We start from the raw sequence: 18,404 nt of genomic DNA on the forward strand, positions 1-18,404 counted from the left end.
CTTATCTACCCCCATTAAAAAGTTGCACACTATTCGTTTTTTAAGACGAAGCGTTTAATAGGTCGAGAACTATACCTACAGCAATTAGAATGAAAAACCCCTGTAGTACTGAAGCAGTATTTAGTTTTTATTGATAATTTATTGGCACACTTCAATTTTCAACAAAATCTATATTCTGACTCTATAAATAACGCATTTTTAAATTTTAAAAAGTGCAATATTCTTTTGCCATCGACGCACTGTCATCAATGCAAACGAGTAACCTGCGCCGATACAGTGCAGTTAAACGGAGAATATTTATGACCCTTTCAAAAACGCAAACAGCAACTATAGATAACGTTGACGCAACAAACGGAGCCTTGCAACAAGCTCGATCGTTAGTCCTTCCTAGTCGCGATGAAATGTTAAAACGAGCACCATCTGTTCAACGCTTTTGGGACAGCAACCGCTTATTACTAGAGAACGCGTGGTACGAATGGGATGAGCAAAACGAGCAATTAGCTGAATGGGTAACAGAAAACTTGATAAGCGAACCGCTTCGTAATGCAGTTACCCTAGCGTGGGAAGACCCAGCTAAAGAACAAGCTGTAGCAAATTTATGGGAAGAGGTTCTGCCTGGTGTGTATCAAGCACAGCTATTTGATGTTGAAAAACTTCATCTACTGCGCGCTTATTTAGACGGTGTAGCCGATGCCGGCATTCCCCTTCGCCCACCCTACGGTATTGCGCTAAATCGCAACGGCGGTATGTTGGATGCACGTTCTGAAGGGTACTTGGCCGCACCTACGTTCCAAACGTTTTATAACCTAATCATGGACAAGTACATGCGGCCTATTTCACGTTTGCTATTTCCTGAAGTAATGGGGTTCGATAGCCAGACATTCGGGTTTTCAATTCAATATCAGGAAGGCATGGACACATCACTTAGACCGCACACTGACGCGTCTGCTGCGACAATGAATATCAACCTCAATGTGCCAGGGAAAACCTTTAAAGGGTCGGAAGTTGACTTCTTTAATCAGGAAACGGGCAAGGTAACACGTACAGTATTTGCACCTGGTGTTGCTATGCTGCACAGAGGCAGTGTACCTCACGCTGCGCAGCCTATTACTGGTGGCAGCAGAACTAACATGGTGCTATGGCTTTATGGCGATAGCATGCAAATTCCACGGGGCGTTTTACCAACGTCAAAAGCTGATGCTAAAGCTAGGTGGACAGTACCCCACGTAGCAAAGGATAGTTTTGCGCCTTTCTAATATACAAAAGCCGAGTTATCAGATAACTCGGCTTTCTTTTTCATCTTCGCGCTATTAGTCGCTCAATAGTACGGTGTATCTAAGTGCGTCACACATTATTCACTAATTGTTTTACCCAACATACGCTTTAACGTACCGTCTTTATCGATAATATGGTGCTTAAGTGCGCCAGCAATGTGTAGCGATAAAGCGACAATTACGGTGTACCCTAAATAGAAGTGAATCGCTCCACCTAGCTTAGACAGCTCGTAATTGATAGGCAGCGTTTTTTCAGGGTCATCAACACTATAGTTAGGCGCAAAAACTTCTAATCCAAAAACAGATAAGCCATGCCCCCCGAGTACCGAGGCCATCAGACCTGATATAGGCATCATTAATGTTGCGATGATCAAAACCCAGTGAACGATAGATGCGAGCTTGTGTTCTATCGGTTTGTAGTTAGCAGCTGCGATGGGCCAGCCGTTCTTCATACGCCATATTACACGGGCTAACGCGACAAATAAGATAATAAAGCCAATGGCCTTGTGCCATGGATAAAGCGCATAAACGCCATTTTCTGACATGTAAATGCCGGTAGCGAGTAACCCGATAATGGTTAGTCCCACCAGCCAGTGTAAAAATACGGTTGTCGTAGCAAATTTGTTGTGGCTATCGTACTGCATGCTTTCCTCACTTTATTTCCATGTTAAGAACTACATCATTCATCTAACGTATCTCAACATTTTATAATCCCTCACACATTGTGAGGGATTACTTACAAGTATTAAAGCAATTTGTAGGCCTACTTTTCACCAACAAGATGTTTGAGGTTTTTGCCTATTTAATCAGAGCGTGAAATAGAGAAGCTAATTTTTCAGCGCATCAAAAAGTTAATGCGCAGCGATGATGGCATCTAATTCGGTAATTAGCATCTTAATATGAGAAGGTTCATTAGCAAACGAATGTGGCGCTGCAAAGGTATTGTGATCATTATCAAAATAATCTCCTGCTACATCGGCAAAACGGTCAGAGAAAGCGGCATCCATAAAAATTTTTGCGCCAAGCTTTAGGTCGCCCCCAGCAATACCGTACGCGCTTTTCACCATTTTGCTACCCAAAAGCGACTTCGGATTTACCGATACCATTTTAGGGCCATTATTTTTGTATTTACTGCCCAAGTTCATGGTCCACATGGTGATCGCTAGCTTGCTTTGCGCGTAAGCAGCACCATCTGACAGCTGAATTTCACCACGTAACGCGCTCCAATTAACAGGCGCCTGTGCTGCCGATGACACATTTATCACTCTACTTTGTGCATCCATTACATCGATTAACCCTAGAGTGAGCATATAAGGTGCGATGGTATTCACCATAAACCTTGCATCTAGGCCTGCGTGTGTGACGGGGTTGTCCATTGTAAATACACCGGCATTGTTTATTAATACATCTAGATGCTTGTTTTTGGCTTTCACTGCAAATGCGAGTTTCCTTACATCATCGAACGAAGCTAAGTCGGCTTGAACAGTATCAAACTTACTTCCTGGAAATTGAGCCTCTAGCGCACTTTTGATATTCTCAAGTTTTGAGTTATTTCTACCGTGTAGAATTACGTTGTGCCCTTCTTTGCCCAACATCTTTACCGTCTCTAGACCAATGCCATCAGTGGCACCTGTAATCAGTACTGTCTTCATTATTGCTCTCTACCCGTTAATTCTCTTAAAAAATTCTGACTCAATCTTTCTTGTAATTAATTGCCTGACATTAAGTTATCAATAATGCCTAAACTAGATAAGCGCATGTTTCGTTAAAGCAGTTTCAAGGTAATCTATATAATAAACAGCTTACATTTTAACCGTATTTGAAATGCTTATATCAGCGATAGATCATTTATAAAAATCATCTAGCCAGCGGGATAAATAACACTTAGACTGCAAAGACAAAAATAAAAACGACAGGTATTGCGCCAGTGCGCTAGGCACGCGGCGCTCGACATCACTTTTATGTTTTGACAATACACGCCAATTAATGAAAAGGTCTGGGTATTGATCAATTTTTACAAACATAGGTGGTGAAGTACTTTTCATTTTAGTAACAAGGGTTCTCAATTTAATGTCACAACAAAAAGTAGGTTTAGTGGGCTGGCGCGGTATGGTTGGCTCAGTATTAATGCAGCGCATGCAAGAAGAGCAAGATTTCGCGCACATTGAGCCCACCTTTTTCACTACCTCGCAAAAAGGTAGTGCAGCACCAGATTTTGCTGGAAAGGATGCTGGTGTTCTAGAAGATGCGCACGATATCGAAGCGCTATCTAAACAGGATATCATTATTACCTGTCAGGGCGGCGACTACACAAAAGCCGTGTACAACGATTTAAGAGCCACTGGCTGGAACGGTTATTGGATTGATGCTGCGTCAGCGCTTCGTATGAAAGACGATGCCGTAATTATTCTAGATCCAGTAAACCGTAAAGAAATTGATAGTGGCATTGAAAAAGGCATTCGTACCTACGTAGGTGGAAACTGCACGGTTTCCCTTATGCTTCTGGCACTCGGTGGCCTGTTTGAGAAAGACTTGGTTGAATGGGCTTCGCCAATGACCTATCAAGCCGCTTCAGGTTCAGGTGCACAGCACATGCGTGAGCTAATTAATCAAATGGGTGCAATTCACAATAATGTGAAAGCTAAAGTTGAAGATCCTGCTACCGCGATTTTAGAAATTGACCAGCAAGTATCTGAGTTTATTCGAAGCGCAGACTACCCTAGTGAACAGTTTGGTGTTCCGCTTGCGGGTAGCTTAATTCCGTACATCGATTCGCAACTACCTTCAGGTCAAAGCCGCGAAGAATGGAAAGCCCAAGCGGAAGCCAACAAGATTTTAGGTATTAAAGGCAGTGAAGTGCCGATTGACGGTATTTGTGTTCGTGTTGGCGCCATGCGCTGTCATAGCCAGGCTATCACACTTAAGCTAAAGAAAGACTTGCCTCTAGCCGAAATTGAAACAATCTTGGCTAACCACAACGACTGGGTAAAAGTGATTCCTAACGATCGCGACGCGACGATGCAAGAACTTACGCCAGCGAAAGTGACCGGTACACTGTCTATTCCCGTAGGCCGTATTCGCAAGCTTAACATGGGTCCTGAATATATCTCGGCATTTACTGTCGGCGATCAGCTATTGTGGGGTGCCGCAGAGCCGCTTCGCAGAATGCTGCGCATTGTACTTGAGCAAAAGTAACGACAAGCCAATAGCTAATTAATCTGAATTTAGAGCGCCTTGCTGTGTCATTACACGCAAGGCGTTTTTTATCAGGCTATAAAAGCCAGAATCACTAGACTTCGTAGACACGATAGCGCTATTTTGCCGACTCAGACCAAACAGCAAGCTCATTACCACCTGGCTCGACAAAATGAAAGCGACAGCCCCCCGGGAAGTCAAACAACGGTTTAGTAATTGCTCCACCTGCTTTTTCTACACATTCTTGCGATTCAGAAATGTTATTAGAATACAGCACCAATAAAGGCGCACCACTTTCTGCCTTCATCACACGTTGTGCAGAAAAAATCCCTCCGTCCATGCCAGCATTGCTAAACGCACTGTATTCACTGCCATAATCGGTAAAAGACCAGCCAAACGCACTTTCAAAAAACGCTTTTGAGCGGGGAATATCTAGAGATGCAAATTCGACATAGTTGAGTTTGGTGCTTTCTTGCATGTCACTCTCCTCTTTTTAAAAAATGATGAGCTCATACTATCACCAACTTTAGACTCATTGATTAAATTCTAAACGTGCTTAATCGTTTAACATAAGAAAAATAGCATTTATTCGGGTCACTTAGTTTGGCTTTATTGCTCGCCCAGCGTGAGTAGTTAAAAGCTGACGTCCCACTGCAGAGAGTAGATGGTCTCGTCCCCTACTTCAGCATCGAACTGATCCAGTGAAACCCTGCTTACCTCTGCGGTTAGTTTGTTTTCGTGGCCGTTAAAAAAATAGTTGAATGCTACTGTCTTTTCAAAAAAGCGTTCGTCTTGTTCACTGTCTCGGGGCGAATAGGTCCCGAAGCGTGCAGCCATTTCAAGGGGCTCTGGCCACCAGCTGATTGATTCACTCAAAAAATAACCCGCCTGCACATAATAGCCGCGCAGCGTAGTTTCTCTATTGTTGTCCGCTAAATCCACAATATCTTTTTCATGATATTCCGCTTGAGCATTAAACCCTTTATAAAAATACGCACCATCAATCACAAACTGCTGAATGTCGTACTGACCTTCGATCTCGCCCGCACTAAAGTTGGCTAAATTACCAGCGCCAGACGATGAAAAACGCGTAAACTGGCTTTTGAACTTCGCTCCTGCTATTGCTAGAGCTGCTTTGGGAGTAGCTGTTCGTTTAATGTCACTGTTTTTAAACCCGACAGACTCACCTAAGAAATTCCACTGTAATCGCCCTGTATACATATTCTCGCCATCGTGATTGCTATAATCACCACGGCCCGAGCCATTGAATACTCCTACCCAGTAATTGAAATTGGCCGCGCCTGGGCCATCAAAATTACCGTACAGGGATGCCCCCATTTGCCTATCTAGCGTAAATATTCTGTTGATGATTGAACGATCCATCATTTGCTGGCCGCCACTGCTAACACTGCGCTCTCTGGAATACTCGACTTTCCACTGACCAACCTTAAACCGAAGCGCGTCATACTTTTCAAAGGATAGTGTAGCGGTCAGGGTGCGCTGATCGACAGCATCATATTCCACACCATATTTAATCCAAGGCAAACCAATGTGACCGTCTAATTTGACCCGCGCCCTGTTAACGCCAAATTGATTACCGGCGTTATGCTCAAAGTCAGCACGCTCGGTAGGCTGGCTTATACCGGGATTGGCATAGCGAAACTGAAGTCTACCGCGCACGCGTAGTGAGAAGGTATTGTTGTCGCTTTGAAATGAAAGGCCGTTGCCATTGTATTGAGAGAACGTTGCGCTAGATTCACGCTCGACATCAACCTCAGACGCTACAACCGTCGTATGGAAAAGCGACGCCCATAAAGCACTCAACAGAAGACAAGAAGAAAAACGATTTTGAAAAAGCAAAGCACACTAAATATAACGGAAGTTTGCGCGCAGGATATATACTTTAGTATAAGAATCAAGTGCTCTGACACAAAAATGACACAAAACTGTAATATTTAACGTTGAAATACACCGTTAAATAGATCTGTCACTTTAACAGTAAAGCATTTGCTGGTAAGTGAGGACTTCCTTTCTGAGCAACTTCGTGTTGTTTGATCAGGTTAACAATATGCTTATTCACTGGCGTAGCTATGTGATTTTTTTCACCGAGCCTGACTATCTCGCCATTCAAATAATCAATCTCCGTTCGTCGCCCCAGCGCCAAATCTTCATACATTGATGAACGTGCTTCGGGATCTATTTTAAGCGTAGATGAAGCCACCACATTGAATAAAAAATTAGGTAGCTTCATAATTTTTGGCATCAGTTTGGGAATGACCTTACCGGTTCTTGCTGGTGCAATTCCTTCCGCTTTTAGTATTGCTAACGCCTCGGACAACACCTTTGCCATAACTAACCTATATTGCCTATCCCCTAGCTGTGATTTCAGCGGTATACCCGACAGTGCATTGACCGCGTTATTCAAGTTCATAATAAGTTTGCCATACTGTACAGCTTTCATATCGTTATAAACCGTAACGGGCAACGACGCGTTGTTAAGCGCTTTTATGATGTCACTACATTGGTTATTGGGGTCTTCAAGGGCAATATTACCCTCAGTACCACAGTGAAAATGGCCGTTACCTTTATAAAAAACATTGAAAGGCACCATACCTGCAATTACGCATTGTTTTATGTGCTGGCGCAGCAGGTGTGCATTACCCACTCCGTTTTGAAGACTGACTACGACTGCTGATTGCTGTGCATGCTGATTGATTATCGCAGCAGCCTGCTCGGTATCTTGGCTTTTAACGCAAAGCAAAATGACGTCAGCATCAACTAAACTATCGTTCTCAATTGAAAAAGCAATATGCTCAGGCTTTGTTAGCTGCTCACGCCCTTGCCAATCCGTTACTTTAAGACCATTAGCAGTAATATCATCATATAAACGCTGACGGCCAATGAGCGTAAGCGCATTAGCGGCACTCAATGTGGGGTCAGAGGCTAACAGGCAGCCCGCTACATAACATCCAATACTTCCCGCACCTAACACGGCAATTTTCATTATTGACTCCCAATGAAAGTTTAGCTTTCAACACTTTGTTAGACTGCGATTAAACGATCAAAATGTAAACACAAAAATCACAATGAAATAACAAAAAGTGTTTCAGTATCAGTTATTTCCTATCAGTCCGATTTATTCTTTCAATTTTCTCCGGCGTCGTGATCTCCCTACAATTAGACCAAGTAGTCAATTTATAGTCATGGTCAAATAGAGGGTTATCATGTCGGGTCAACAATCTGCTCCTTCTCTCGCTTATTCAAAAGCACACAATGCTGAAATGTCGAACAATGGCAAAGTTGCCTTGGTTGCGGAAGGTGGTGGACAGCGAGGAATTTTTACGGCAGGCGTACTCGATATATGGTTAGAGGCCGGACACGACCCTTTCGATATTCTTATTGGCACTTCAGCAGGTTCACAGAACTTAACGAGTTTTGTGGCGCGTCAAAAAGGCTATGCAAAGCGTCTTATTCGCGGCTTAACTCGACACAAACGCTTTTTCCAAATGGGAAGAGGTTTAATGGGCAAACATATTGTCGATTTAGACTGGTACTTTGACAAAACCAAAGAAGCGAACCGTTTACTTGATCTTGATACTGCGAAGGCTAATGTTGCGGACAGAGAAATTTTATTTACCGCCACAAATTCCAGAGACAGACAGGCGTATTTTCTCGATCCAATGAAAAGTACTCACAACTGGGTCGATCTTATCAAGGCTTCGAGCGCCCTCCCCTTACTTTACAAACAGGGCGTACCGCTGCACATTGATGTCGAAACAAAACAGGCAGCCAATACCGATTTCTTTCTAGACGGTGGCTTGGCTGCACCGTTGCCTGTTACCGAAGCATACAAACGCGGCGCGACGAAAATCGTAGTTATTCGCACCGTAGATAGAGGCTTTCAAGTACAGTCGCCTTGGCTACAAAGGTTAAGCGCGGTAATGTGCGCAACGGGCACGTGCCCAAAGACCATCGACTATCTGCTGCAGCACGAACAAGCGTATCAAAAAGAATTGGCATTTATTGAAAACCCGCCAGAAGACGTAGAGGTTATTCAAATTTTTGCGTCAGATAAGCTTCAAAGTAAATTGTTAGGTAGTACAGACGCACAACTTCGTCATGATTATAAGCTTGGTAAGCAAGCTGGAAGTGCCTTTTTAGAAACCGAAAACAAAGTCATTGCTTACCAGCTAGAGGAAAACAGACAGCCTGCTGCTCCGCTTTTCGATGTAACTGATACACCCAAGGGCATGCATAGTAAAGACAGCGCTAATTATAGTGTGAAATCAGAACATGCTGCATTAAATGGTAAACGTCCAATTAAGTTGCCTTTCCCAGCACGTCGAACAGGCAAAATAGATAAAGTAGACAAAGAGAATAGGATCTCCGCGTAGCCCGTTTACTCATTTGATAAAGGGTGCTTGGCAGCAGGTGCCTTTTCTCTATTTTGCTACTCTTTCAGTAATATTTCTGTGTTATTTCGGTGCTATTTCGGTGCTTTGTTCGCCATGTTTACATCATGACTTAGTAAGCTCCTCTCCCGTTCTTGCCTCTATTGGCGGCAAACGGGTTGACATTGTCTGGCAGAATATTTATAACGCGCTCACCCACATAATCTTTAAATGTAACCATGTCAGAATTATCAACACCCGTAAAACAAACTGAAGCCCATAAACTTATCGACAGCCTATTGAAGTCGAACGACCCAACTGCTGATCTAGATAAGATTGCTGAAGAATTCAACATTGCGAACTGGGGACAGTCTAACGCTGTTTCTGCTGATTTATACTCAGCAGTTAGAGACTTGCTTGGCAAAGGCGTTGTGACTGGTAATGACCTAGTTTCTGGAAAAGACACCATGGACCCGATTGTACATAAAGTACAAGCGGAGACAGAAAAGCTTATTGCTAACCCAAGTGATGCAGACGCTGATCGCGTTCAAACGTTTGTACTTGGCTTCCTACGCACGTTCGTGAGCCAATTACTTCACCCAGGTACAAAGAAAGCGATTTACGCGAAAAAGCTTCCTGACTTAATCAAGCTTCACCAGCAAATTGCGAAGTAATTAGCAGCGGCGCGACATCACAGATGAAAAGCCATTAGCTTTAGCATACCAGCGTCGCAACAATCGCGTTTAAAAAGAAACCCGCTTCATAGCGGGTTTCTTTTTACGTAAGCGAAAAGTATCCGCGCATCATCCAACGCTGATCGGTAGGCACAAAAAAACCGGCCTAAAGCCGGTTTTTTTGTATTTGGCGGAGAGAGAGGGATTCGAACCCTCGATACGCTATAAACGTATACACACTTTCCAGGCGTGCGCCTTCAGCCACTCAGCCATCTCTCCAAATTTTGTATCAAGAAGATTTCAACGACGAAAACCCTTGAGCGCGCGTATAGTAGGTAAAGCCGCGCGCTTAATCAAGAACTTGCTGGAAAATATTCAGCAAGTGCTTATAAAACGTGCGCTTATAGCCCGCCTTTCGCTTTTAACTCGGCTGAGAAGTTAAGCATGCGATCAAGTGGAATGAGTGCACCTTTACGCAATTCATCATCAACAAAGATTTCATGCCCATCAGTTTCGCCCGTTAAAGACGCCTTAATTGCTTCTAAGCCGTTCATTGCCATCCAAGGGCAGTGAGCACAGCTTTTACACGTAGCGCCGTTACCGCCCGTTGGAGCCTCTATAAACGTCTTCTCTGGAGTAAGTTGTTGCATCTTGTAAAAGATGCCTTTATCAGTAGCAACAATAAAGGTGTCGTTATCCATGGTTTGCGAGGCTTTTATCAATTGACTGGTTGAGCCAACTGCATCTGCCATTTCTACCACGCTTGCGGGTGATTCAGGGTGAACCAGAACCGCTGCGTTTGGATACAGTGCTTTCATGTCTGCTAGTTTCTGTGCAGAGAACTCGTCGTGAACGATACACTCGCCCTGCCACATTAGCATGTCGGCACCCGTTTGCTTGGCAATGTACGAGCCTAAGTGTCGGTCAGGGCCCCAAATGATTTTCTTGCCCTGGCTGTCTAGGTGCTCAACGATTTCAAGCGCGATGCTTGAGGTTACTACCCAGTCAGCGCGCGCTTTTACTGCCGCTGATGTATTCGCGTAAACCACCACAGTGTGGTCAGGGTGCTGATCACAGAATTCGCTAAACTCTTTTACCGGGCAACCAATATCAAGCGAACACGTTGCTTCAAGTGTTGGCATTAGTACGGTTTTTTCAGGGCTAAGAATTTTTGCCGTTTCACCCATGAAGCGAACGCCAGCAACAATTAAGGTTTGTTCTTGTGCATCTCTTCCGAAGCGCGCCATTTCCAATGAGTCTGCCACGCAGCCACCAGTCTCTTCAGCGAGTGCCTGAATTTCATGGTCGGTGTAATAGTGTGCGACAAGCACAGCGTTACGGGCTTTAAGTAAAGCTTTGATCTCAGCCTTTAATTCAGCTTTACGTGCTTCTGACAATGGCTGTGGTTTTGCTGGGAACGGGTACTCTACCTGATCCACTCGAAATGCTACTGACATTAACCTACATCTCTGTTGCGACAAGGGTGCGGATTATACCCAACTGTCATAAAAATTACACACTACCTAATCAACATAAGGGTAATTAAATAGTCGTAGTTATGCTTACCTGTTCTACTACATGGGGTTAGGTAAACCAGATCAAAGTGCAAATGAGACGAGTAGCGTTTTAAAACGCAATAAGCATTGGCATTTTGTATTGAGGAGATTATTTAAAAAAGGAATATTTGAGTTTGAGACTTGATGGTGGGTCGTGCTGGATTCGAACCAGCGACCAATTGATTAAAAGTCAACTGCTCTACCAACTGAGCTAACGACCCTTTCTTTCCTGTTGTTGCCTGTGTCTTGGCAACGGCGGCATATAATACTCAGATTTTTATTCGACGCAACCCATAACGTCCTTTTATTTTCATTTTTCTGTCAAATTACGACTAAACGGTCAAAATGAAAACAAATCGCTGAGTATTTATACCAGTACTAATTGAGTTTAGTCAGGTTTCTACGAAATACAGTGAAATTTGGTGCAGAAGTTTTATGCACTCTAAATGGAATTTTTTGAAAAAAACTTTTCTCTAACTCATAAAAAAGCCTCTTTAAAAGAGGCTTTGTTCATTACAAGTTATTTAACCGAGATTCAGCGAGGCGTTTTGCCGAAGAATCAGGGTAATCATTTACAACTTGTTGGAACAGCTGACGTGCTGTTGAACTGTCTCCCGTTCGCTCAGCAATGACACCTAGTTTTAATAAGGCATCAGGACGCTTGGAAGAATCGGTAAAGCGATTAGCTACAATATTAAATTGTTCACTTGCTTCGCTCCACTGCTGCTTATTAAACAACAGTTGCCCTAACCAATAGTGCGCATTTGGTGCGTAACCACTGTTGGGAAAGCGTGAAATGAACGATTGAAACGCAGGAATGGCTTTATCGTACTCACGAGACTTAAGGATCAAATTCACCGCATTTTCGTAGGCTTCATCTTCACCTGCTTGCGGAGCTTGCGTTGGCGTAGATGCTGTTGGAGAGCTCGCAGAGCCAGAATCAACACCTGCACTAGGCATGGCGCTACCTTGTAGCGCGCCGCTTTGCTTAAGTGCCTCCACGCGTTTATCTATTTCAAGGTAAAGCTCACGCTGACGCTCAAGTACTTTTTGAAGTTCATTGGTATTAACTTCAACCGCACCACGCAGCTGGTCGACTTCCATTTGCATATTGTCTAGCTGCGTTTGAAGCCTGTGTTGCATTTCGGTTCGGCTCTTAACAATACGCTCTAGCACAACAATACGCTGCTCTAATTCACTGCCGCCATTGGCGTCTACCACAGGCGCTTGCGCAAATGCGGTAGAAACAGCAAGGGCGGCACATAAAGTGACGCCCATTTTTAATGTCTTATTCGTTAGAATAGTCATTAGCGGTAAACAACCACTCCGCGACGGTTTTGAGCAAATGCATACTCAGTAGAACCCATCACTGCTGGTTTTTCTTCGCCGTATGAAACTACTGTTACTTGGCTGCTGCTTACGCCAGCATTAAGTAGGTAAGTTTCAACAGACTGTGCACGACGTTCGCCTAGCGCGATGTTGTACTCTGGCGTACCACGGCTGTCAGTGTGACCTTCAATAGTCACTTTAGTGCTTGGGTTTTTCACCAAGAACGCCGCGTGCTTGTCTAGAATACGCTGGAACTCTGGCTTGATGCTTGAGCGGTCAAAGTCAAAGTAAACGGTTTGTTCGTTTTTCAGCGCTTCCATTTCTTGCTGAACCATTTCTTCCTGACGCTTCATACGCTGTGCAGCTTCTGCTTTAACGCGCTGTGCTTCTGCTTCACGTGCTTCCGCTTCTGCAGCCGCTTGTTCTTGTGCAAGGCGGTTACGCTCTGCTGCCAATTCTTCTTCGCTAGGGCCTGAAGAACATGCCATCATTGTCACTACTGGCAATGCGATAATGAAGCTCTTCATCACTTTATTCATTTGCATCCTACTAATCCTTAAATTTTATTGTTTAGTCGTTAAATTGTTAGAACAAAAATGGTGACCAACTTGGCGATTTAACTTGCCCATTGGCTGCTGGTAACCTAGCTTTAAAACGCCCATCTAAAGAAACCAGTGACAACACTTGGGTTCCCTCGTGAAGGGTGCTGTATATAATCATGCTTCCATTCGGCGCTACGCTTGGTGATTCATCTAAGTACGTCCGTGTCAGTACTTGAGGTGATCCACCATCCAAAGACTGCTTCGCAATGTGATAGTTCCCATTAGTTTGGTTTACCATAATCATTTGCTTGCCGTCTGGGGAAATCGTACCGCCAAGGTTCTGTTCACCTACAAAGGTAACTCGCCTTACTTTCCCAGAATTTAAATTTACGCTATATATCTGGGGTTTACCACCCCGTTCCGAGCTAAATATTAACCCACTGCCGTCTGGTAGCCATGAAGGCTCCGTATCAATCGCTCTATTTCGTGTTACTCGGCGAAGATTTTTTGTCGCTAAGTCCATCACATAGAGTTCAGGGTTTCCATCTTTCGATAAAACCATTGCAAGTTGCTTGCCATCTGGTGAAAACACCGGGCTACTATTTATTCCAGGGAAATCAGTAATGCGCGTACGCTCGCTGGTGTAGATATTCTGAATGAATATTTGCGGTCTACGATTTTCAAAACTAACGTAGGCAAGCTTCTCGCCATCAGGCGACCAAACTGGCGACATAAGCGGCTCTGGCGAAGACAACAAGCGCGTTTCGTTCTCACCATCGTAGTCTGCAATGACTAATTGGTAAGGTTTTTCTACCGTGTCACGGTCGCGAACAATGACGTAAGCAATTTTCGTTAAAAATGCACCGCGAACACCGGTCAATTTTTCATACACAATGTCGCTAATTCGATGCGCATACTGGCGAAAATCTCGGCCGTTGATCACTGCCTGACGGGCGGCTAGTACGTGATCATTACTCGATACCAAATTGCCGTCTTTGAGTACTTTAGCTTGCCCATCGTCAACTTGCCCTTTAAGTACATCAATCAACTCATAGGATACAAGGTAACGGTCGCCTCCTTGTGGCTCAATACTTCCTACTAAAACCGTGTCCACACCTAAGGTTGCCCATGCAGTGAAAGACACTTGTTCCGCTGTCTCCGGGTACTGTGGCATTTTGTCGACAGATACCGGATTAAACTTACCACTACGCATTAAGTCGGCCATCACCACTTTAGAAATATCGCCAGGCATACTGCCCTGACCTTTCCATTTAAATGGCACAACCCCGATTGGACGTGCACTATCTACGCCCTCGGTTATCACAATTTCTAAGGATGCAAACACTTTGGCACTGAATGCCATCGTAATAAGCGCTATCCATAAACCTAGTTTTTTCATACCACTATAATTCCACTTTTAAAGTAATGTCTTTTAACTGCTCGTAAACGTCTGGCGCATCAGATACCGGTAACTTTTCGGCTCTTCGAACTGCGCTTTCAGCTGCTCTGCAAAGCGCGTCGTTTCCGCCTAGCACGCGAATACTCGTTACAAAGCCCGTAGTCGCTAATCGAATATTCAAGCGACAAGTTTTACCTTGATAGCTGTCGTCTGAATACAAATTGCGCTTAATGGTTTGCTGAATAAGCGCAGTATAACGCTCTACTTCAGTAAGTACCTGTTTTCGCCTACGTTCTTGCTGAGCAGCTTGTTCTTTTGCAAGCTGCTCTTGCATGATCCTTTCCATTTCAGCGCGTTCAGCTGCTTCTTTTTTCTTTCGCTCAGCCTCAGCTTTCGCTTTTGCTTCGCGCTCCTTACGCTCTTGTTCCTTCTGCGCAGCTAAGCGCTCCAAGTCTTTCTGACGTTTCGCTTCAGCCGCTTCTGCTTCACGCTTCTCTTTCGCACGCTTGGCTGCTAGCTGCTGCTGGCGTTTTTTCTCTGCCGCGGCTTCTGCTTTTCTTTGCCTTTCTTGCTCTTCGGCTCTTGCTTGAGCTTCAGCTTGTGCCTGCTCCCTTTTTTGATCCGCAATCGCTTGCGCATCAATAAACGTCGCTTCTATCACAGGCGCATTCGACGGCATACTTGGCAACGGGTCAGGAGAGAAACTGACGCTAATTAGCAACAGCGCAGCAATAAAAAGATGCAAACCAATAGACTTGTACAAGCCTACTTGTTCTGGGCTTATACTGTTGGCTTGCTTGGCACTTTTGCCGTTCTTTTTATCACCACTTACACCGTTACTCGCGTTGTTTGAGTGGCTAGCGGTTGACGTGCTTTTCGACACTTCAGATTTCGACATATCTATATTACTCAACCGGATCCGTCATTAACCCTACTGAAGGCACACCCGCCTGCTGTAATAACACCATTAGCTGTATCACTTCGTTATACGCTACTTGTCCATCGCCTTTTACCACTACGGGCGTATTGGGCTCTTTGGTCAATTGTGCTTTTACAATAGCGCCAAGCTCTTCTTCGCTAATTGGCGATTCCTGGTCTTCGCCTACATTAAGGAAGTAGCGACCTTTAACATCCACTGACGCAATAATCGGTGGTGTATCTTCTTGCTCTATCGGGTTGGCACTTGCTTTAGGCAAATCTACCTTTACCCCTTGAGAAATAAGCGGCGCCGTTACCATAAAGATGATAAGCAACACCAACATCACGTCGATGTAGGGCACTACGTTTATCTCTGATACCGGCCTGCGGCGTTTTCTTACATACATAACAAGTCCTCCGTTTGGAATGTAAACGCTTAGGCTTGTTGTTGTGCTTGCGCAGCAACGGCTTGGCGGTGAAGGATTGCAGAGAACTCTTCCATGAAGTTGCCGTAGCTATTTTCTAGCTTCTCAACCTGATGGCTGAAACGGTTGTAGGCAATAACCGCAGGAATAGCGGCAAACAGGCCGATAGCAGTTGCAATAAGTGCTTCTGCAATACCCGGCGCTACCATTGCAAGGGTAGCTTGCTGCACTTCACCTAGTGCGATGAAGGCATTCATGATCCCCCACACAGTTCCAAATAGACCGATGTAAGGACTAATTGAGCCCGCCGTGGCTAAAAAGGGTAAACGGCTTTCTAATTCTTCGACTTGACGAGACATAGAAACACGCATGGCACGGTATGTACCGTCAACAATGCCGTTGGTGGCGGTGTTGGATTTGCGCAGGCGAACAAACTCTTTGAAGCCTGAGCAAAAGATGCTGCCCATGCCTGTTAGGTTAGTTCTGGCAGAAAGCTCTTGATAAAGACGGTTAAGGTCAGCGCCTGACCAGAACTTATCTTCAAACTGACGCATTTCGTTGCGAGCCGCCGACAACGCTTTGCTGCGTTGGAAGATAAACGTCCACGACGCTATCGACACGCTTAGCAACAAAAGCATAACTAGTTGAACAATAAAACTCGCTTGTAAAAACAAGCCAATAAAAGTGAGATCAGATGACACGCGAAATTTCCCCTAACAAAGTACGTGGTAATCTTTTTGGCTTCATAACGGCCAAATCGACGCAGGCAACCTTGATATCTCCCGATACCAATGTAACGCCTTGTTCATTTTTAATAATTTGTTGAAACGTCATACTAGCGCCTTTCAATTCTACAACGCGAGTTTCAATACTCAACAGTTGATTGAACCGTGCAGGCGCATAGTTATGCATTTCAACGTGTTTGACGACGAAAGCGATGGATTGTTCCATCAGCGTGTCTTGTTCAAAACCTAGCTCGCGAAGCCACTCTGTACGGGCTCGCTCCATAAACTTTAGGTAATTCGCATAATAGACGATACCGCCTGCATCGGTATCTTCGTAATACACTCTTACCTGATGTAAATGCATAACTATTCCTTCACCCAAAAAATTAATAATCCAAAGCGGAGTCAAAATAACTAATTAGCGCGACAAAATGCAGAACAAAAACACTCCACAAGCCCCACCAAAGCTAACATTTAATCAAAAGTAAACCAATATTAAACACCCAGTTAACACATTAGTTTTTCTAATCCAAAACAACAATTTTACTCAATTGTAGTTTTTTCTGCTCTCCCTATAATGCACAGCATCAGTCGTACAGAGCGTGATGGTGCTTAGCACGGTCATGCAAGAGTTATTCTCCTGTTAGACATGAGTTCCCTGGATTTATTTCCTTCAACACTTGTTGTTTTAGCCCGCTCAATGAGCGGGCTTTTTTTTGCTTGTAATTTAGCATCTGTACAAAACGAAATATTGGCCGCCCATGCTTAACTTGCGCTATGCAGTAATTCGCCATCCAATCTCAATGCTCTGAAGTTACAGCTTCCCCCATACGAGCATTTACTTGTAGCGTTTGAAACGGCTTCTGTATTTTCTGTGTTGCCAAAAAAAGCCCAGCAATCCTGCTAGGCCTTTAAAACGAATCTGTACCTTCTTACAAAGGGACGGTAAATTATTCAGACGGAGCGAAACCAAAATGAAGATAAGCGCGCTGCGACACAATACGGCCTCGAGGCGTGCGCTGTAAAAAGCCCTGCTGAATAAGGAAGGGTTCAATCACGTCTTCTATGGTTTCTTTTTCCTCACCAATGGCTGCTGCCAAATTGTCTAAGCCTACTGGCCCACCATCAAACTTTTCGATAATAGCAGTAAGCAATTTACGATCCATGTAATCGAAACCTTCTTTATCAACGTCAAGCATATCCAGTGCCTTCGCTGCCGTATCGGCCCCCACCGTGCCGTCTGCTTTAATTTCTGCGTAGTCTCGAACACGGCGTAACAAACGATTGGCAATACGCGGTGTGCCACGCGAACGACGAGCCACTTCTTGCGCACCTTCATCGTTCATGTCTAAATTCAGATAGCTCGCGCTTCTTGCCACAATACTGGTAAGGTCTTTAACGTTGTAAAACTCTAATCGTTGAACAATGCCGAAACGGTCGCGTAATGGCGACGTTAGCGAGCCTGCGCGGGTGGTAGCGCCTACCAGCGTAAAAGGAGGAAGGTCTAGCTTAATTGAACGGGCGGCAGGCCCCTCGCCTATCATAATATCAAGCTGATAGTCTTCCATGGCAGGATAGAGAATTTCCTCTACCACTGGGCTTAAGCGATGTATTTCGTCTATGAACAATACATCATTGCGCTCAAGGTTGGTAAGAAGTGCAGCCAAGTCGCCAGCTTTCTCAAGCACAGGGCCTGACGTGGTTTTAATGTTCACGCCCATTTCATTTGCCACAATGTTCGCAAGCGTGGTTTTACCCAGTCCTGGCGGACCGAAAATAAGTAGATGGTCTAGCGCATCGTCGCGATTACGCGCAGCTTGAATAAAAATTTCCATTTGCTCACATACGTGAGGCTGCCCCGTATAGTCTTCCAGCATTTTAGGGCGAATGGCGCGGTCGATGACCTCGTCTTCGGTGCTGGCTTCAGGCGTAATCAGTCTGTCGGCTTCAATCATGATAGTTCTACTTTAAACGGT

18 protein-coding genes and 2 tRNA genes are annotated in these 18,404 nt (G+C 44.5%); 4 read left to right on the forward strand and 16 right to left on the reverse strand.

The window, feature by feature from the left end; all coding sequences use genetic code 11:
• Positions 1-299 precede the first annotated feature (299 nt).
• Complete coding sequence (locus KUL49_RS08315; protein WP_131137002.1) at positions 300-1,256, forward strand: 2OG-Fe(II) oxygenase family protein; 957 nt, start codon at positions 300-302, stop codon at positions 1,254-1,256.
• A gap of 95 nt (positions 1,257-1,351) precedes the next feature.
• Here the strand turns inward: KUL49_RS08315 and KUL49_RS08320 are convergent, their stop codons facing one another.
• Both KUL49_RS08320 and KUL49_RS08325 read right to left on the reverse strand, forming a co-directional pair.
• Positions 1,352-1,918, reverse strand: coding sequence for a cytochrome b (locus KUL49_RS08320; protein ID WP_131137003.1), 567 nt, complete (start codon positions 1,916-1,918; stop codon positions 1,352-1,354).
• Positions 1,919-2,125: 207 nt separating this feature from the next.
• Complete coding sequence (locus KUL49_RS08325) at positions 2,126-2,929, reverse strand: SDR family NAD(P)-dependent oxidoreductase (RefSeq protein ID WP_131137004.1); 804 nt, start codon at positions 2,927-2,929, stop codon at positions 2,126-2,128.
• Positions 2,930-3,344: 415 nt separating this feature from the next.
• On the opposite strand from KUL49_RS08325, the gene asd reads away from it, so the two are divergent.
• Entirely contained in the window at positions 3,345-4,469 is a 1,125-nt protein-coding gene (asd, locus tag KUL49_RS08330) for an aspartate-semialdehyde dehydrogenase (RefSeq protein ID WP_131137005.1), read from the forward strand.
• Between the two features lie 118 nt (positions 4,470-4,587).
• On the opposite strand, the gene KUL49_RS08335 is transcribed toward asd, so the two are convergent.
• The 3 genes from KUL49_RS08335 to KUL49_RS08345 form a co-directional block, all read right to left on the reverse strand.
• On the reverse strand, positions 4,588-4,947 hold the full coding sequence (locus KUL49_RS08335) for a VOC family protein (protein ID WP_049585881.1): 360 nt from the start codon (positions 4,945-4,947) through the stop codon (positions 4,588-4,590).
• Between the two features lie 155 nt (positions 4,948-5,102).
• Positions 5,103-6,293 (reverse strand): OprO/OprP family phosphate-selective porin, encoded by a 1,191-nt coding sequence (locus tag KUL49_RS08340; protein ID WP_242633777.1) that lies wholly within the window; start codon positions 6,291-6,293, stop codon positions 5,103-5,105.
• A gap of 163 nt (positions 6,294-6,456) precedes the next feature.
• Positions 6,457-7,473, reverse strand: a complete 1,017-nt coding sequence (locus tag KUL49_RS08345; protein WP_131137007.1) for a 2-dehydropantoate 2-reductase — start codon at positions 7,471-7,473, stop codon at positions 6,457-6,459.
• Between the two features lie 220 nt (positions 7,474-7,693).
• Here KUL49_RS08345 and KUL49_RS08350 point away from each other — a divergent pair, with 220 nt between their 5' ends.
• Both KUL49_RS08350 and KUL49_RS08355 read left to right on the forward strand, forming a co-directional pair.
• Positions 7,694-8,863 carry a patatin family protein gene (locus tag KUL49_RS08350; protein ID WP_131137008.1) on the forward strand — a complete coding sequence of 390 codons (1,170 nt, stop codon included), beginning with the start codon at positions 7,694-7,696 and terminating at the stop codon, positions 8,861-8,863.
• Positions 8,864-9,099: 236 nt separating this feature from the next.
• Positions 9,100-9,534, forward strand: coding sequence for a hypothetical protein (locus KUL49_RS08355; RefSeq protein WP_014976038.1), 435 nt, complete (start codon positions 9,100-9,102; stop codon positions 9,532-9,534).
• Positions 9,535-9,722: 188 nt separating this feature from the next.
• On the opposite strand, the gene KUL49_RS08360 is transcribed toward KUL49_RS08355, so the two are convergent.
• The 11 genes from KUL49_RS08360 to ruvB all read right to left on the reverse strand — a co-directional run bounded on the left by KUL49_RS08360 (position 9,723) and on the right by ruvB (position 18,383).
• Positions 9,723-9,813 (reverse strand) — tRNA-Ser (locus KUL49_RS08360).
• Between the two features lie 122 nt (positions 9,814-9,935).
• Positions 9,936-10,991 (reverse strand): quinolinate synthase NadA, encoded by a 1,056-nt coding sequence (nadA, locus tag KUL49_RS08365; RefSeq protein ID WP_039227298.1) that lies wholly within the window; start codon positions 10,989-10,991, stop codon positions 9,936-9,938.
• Positions 10,992-11,235: 244 nt separating this feature from the next.
• Positions 11,236-11,311, reverse strand: a tRNA-Lys gene (locus tag KUL49_RS08370).
• A 292-nt stretch (positions 11,312-11,603) separates the two neighbouring features.
• A complete protein-coding gene (gene ybgF / locus KUL49_RS08375; RefSeq protein ID WP_131137009.1) occupies positions 11,604-12,398 on the reverse strand; it encodes a tol-pal system protein YbgF in 795 nt (264 codons plus the stop codon).
• Complete coding sequence (gene pal, locus KUL49_RS08380; protein WP_014948870.1) at positions 12,398-12,964, reverse strand: peptidoglycan-associated lipoprotein Pal; 567 nt, start codon at positions 12,962-12,964, stop codon at positions 12,398-12,400. The genes ybgF and pal overlap by 1 nt, the downstream gene beginning before the upstream one ends.
• Before the next feature lie 40 nt (positions 12,965-13,004).
• The gene (gene tolB, locus KUL49_RS08385; protein ID WP_131137010.1) at positions 13,005-14,360 is read right to left on the reverse strand and encodes a Tol-Pal system beta propeller repeat protein TolB; all 1,356 of its coding nucleotides are present in this window, start codon (positions 14,358-14,360) and stop codon (positions 13,005-13,007) included.
• Between the two features lie 4 nt (positions 14,361-14,364).
• Positions 14,365-15,258 (reverse strand): cell envelope integrity protein TolA, encoded by an 894-nt coding sequence (tolA, locus tag KUL49_RS08390; RefSeq protein ID WP_131137011.1) that lies wholly within the window; start codon positions 15,256-15,258, stop codon positions 14,365-14,367.
• A 7-nt stretch (positions 15,259-15,265) separates the two neighbouring features.
• Positions 15,266-15,685: a protein TolR gene (tolR, locus tag KUL49_RS08395; RefSeq protein WP_014948867.1), complete on the reverse strand. Its 420-nt coding sequence runs from the start codon at positions 15,683-15,685 to the stop codon at positions 15,266-15,268.
• A 29-nt stretch (positions 15,686-15,714) separates the two neighbouring features.
• Positions 15,715-16,404, reverse strand: coding sequence for a protein TolQ (tolQ, locus tag KUL49_RS08400; protein ID WP_014948866.1), 690 nt, complete (start codon positions 16,402-16,404; stop codon positions 15,715-15,717).
• The gene (gene ybgC, locus KUL49_RS08405) at positions 16,394-16,792 is read right to left on the reverse strand and encodes a tol-pal system-associated acyl-CoA thioesterase (RefSeq protein ID WP_014948865.1); all 399 of its coding nucleotides are present in this window, start codon (positions 16,790-16,792) and stop codon (positions 16,394-16,396) included. Before ybgC ends, tolQ begins: the two co-directional genes overlap by 11 nt.
• A 586-nt stretch (positions 16,793-17,378) precedes the next feature.
• Positions 17,379-18,383 carry a Holliday junction branch migration DNA helicase RuvB gene (gene ruvB, locus KUL49_RS08410; protein ID WP_014976035.1) on the reverse strand — a complete coding sequence of 335 codons (1,005 nt, stop codon included), beginning with the start codon at positions 18,381-18,383 and terminating at the stop codon, positions 17,379-17,381.
• Positions 18,384-18,404 lie beyond the last annotated feature (21 nt).

This window comes from Alteromonas sp. KUL17, from assembly GCF_006538305.1.
Lineage (GTDB): Bacteria > Pseudomonadota > Gammaproteobacteria > Enterobacterales > Alteromonadaceae > Alteromonas > Alteromonas macleodii.

What these genes read in the sequence shown, in the direction of transcription:
- KUL49_RS08315 (WP_131137002.1), top strand. Translation starts at nt 300, where the DNA reads ATGACCCTTTCAAAAACGCAAACAGCAACTATAGATAACGTTGACGCA.
- KUL49_RS08320 (WP_131137003.1), bottom strand. Translation starts at nt 1,918, where the DNA reads ATGCAGTACGATAGCCACAACAAATTTGCTACGACAACCGTATTTTTA.
- asd (WP_131137005.1), top strand. Translation starts at nt 3,345, where the DNA reads ATGTCACAACAAAAAGTAGGTTTAGTGGGCTGGCGCGGTATGGTTGGC.
- KUL49_RS08335 (WP_049585881.1), bottom strand. Translation starts at nt 4,947, where the DNA reads ATGCAAGAAAGCACCAAACTCAACTATGTCGAATTTGCATCTCTAGAT.
- KUL49_RS08345 (WP_131137007.1), bottom strand. Translation starts at nt 7,473, where the DNA reads ATGAAAATTGCCGTGTTAGGTGCGGGAAGTATTGGATGTTATGTAGCG.
- KUL49_RS08350 (WP_131137008.1), top strand. Translation starts at nt 7,694, where the DNA reads ATGTCGGGTCAACAATCTGCTCCTTCTCTCGCTTATTCAAAAGCACAC.
- KUL49_RS08355 (WP_014976038.1), top strand. Translation starts at nt 9,100, where the DNA reads ATGTCAGAATTATCAACACCCGTAAAACAAACTGAAGCCCATAAACTT.
- nadA (WP_039227298.1), bottom strand. Translation starts at nt 10,991, where the DNA reads ATGTCAGTAGCATTTCGAGTGGATCAGGTAGAGTACCCGTTCCCAGCA.
- ybgF (WP_131137009.1), bottom strand. Translation starts at nt 12,398, where the DNA reads ATGACTATTCTAACGAATAAGACATTAAAAATGGGCGTCACTTTATGT.
- pal (WP_014948870.1), bottom strand. Translation starts at nt 12,964, where the DNA reads ATGCAAATGAATAAAGTGATGAAGAGCTTCATTATCGCATTGCCAGTA.
- tolB (WP_131137010.1), bottom strand. Translation starts at nt 14,360, where the DNA reads ATGAAAAAACTAGGTTTATGGATAGCGCTTATTACGATGGCATTCAGT.
- tolA (WP_131137011.1), bottom strand. Translation starts at nt 15,258, where the DNA reads ATGTCGAAATCTGAAGTGTCGAAAAGCACGTCAACCGCTAGCCACTCA.
- tolR (WP_014948867.1), bottom strand. Translation starts at nt 15,685, where the DNA reads ATGTATGTAAGAAAACGCCGCAGGCCGGTATCAGAGATAAACGTAGTG.
- ybgC (WP_014948865.1), bottom strand. Translation starts at nt 16,792, where the DNA reads ATGCATTTACATCAGGTAAGAGTGTATTACGAAGATACCGATGCAGGC.
- ruvB (WP_014976035.1), bottom strand. Translation starts at nt 18,383, where the DNA reads ATGATTGAAGCCGACAGACTGATTACGCCTGAAGCCAGCACCGAAGAC.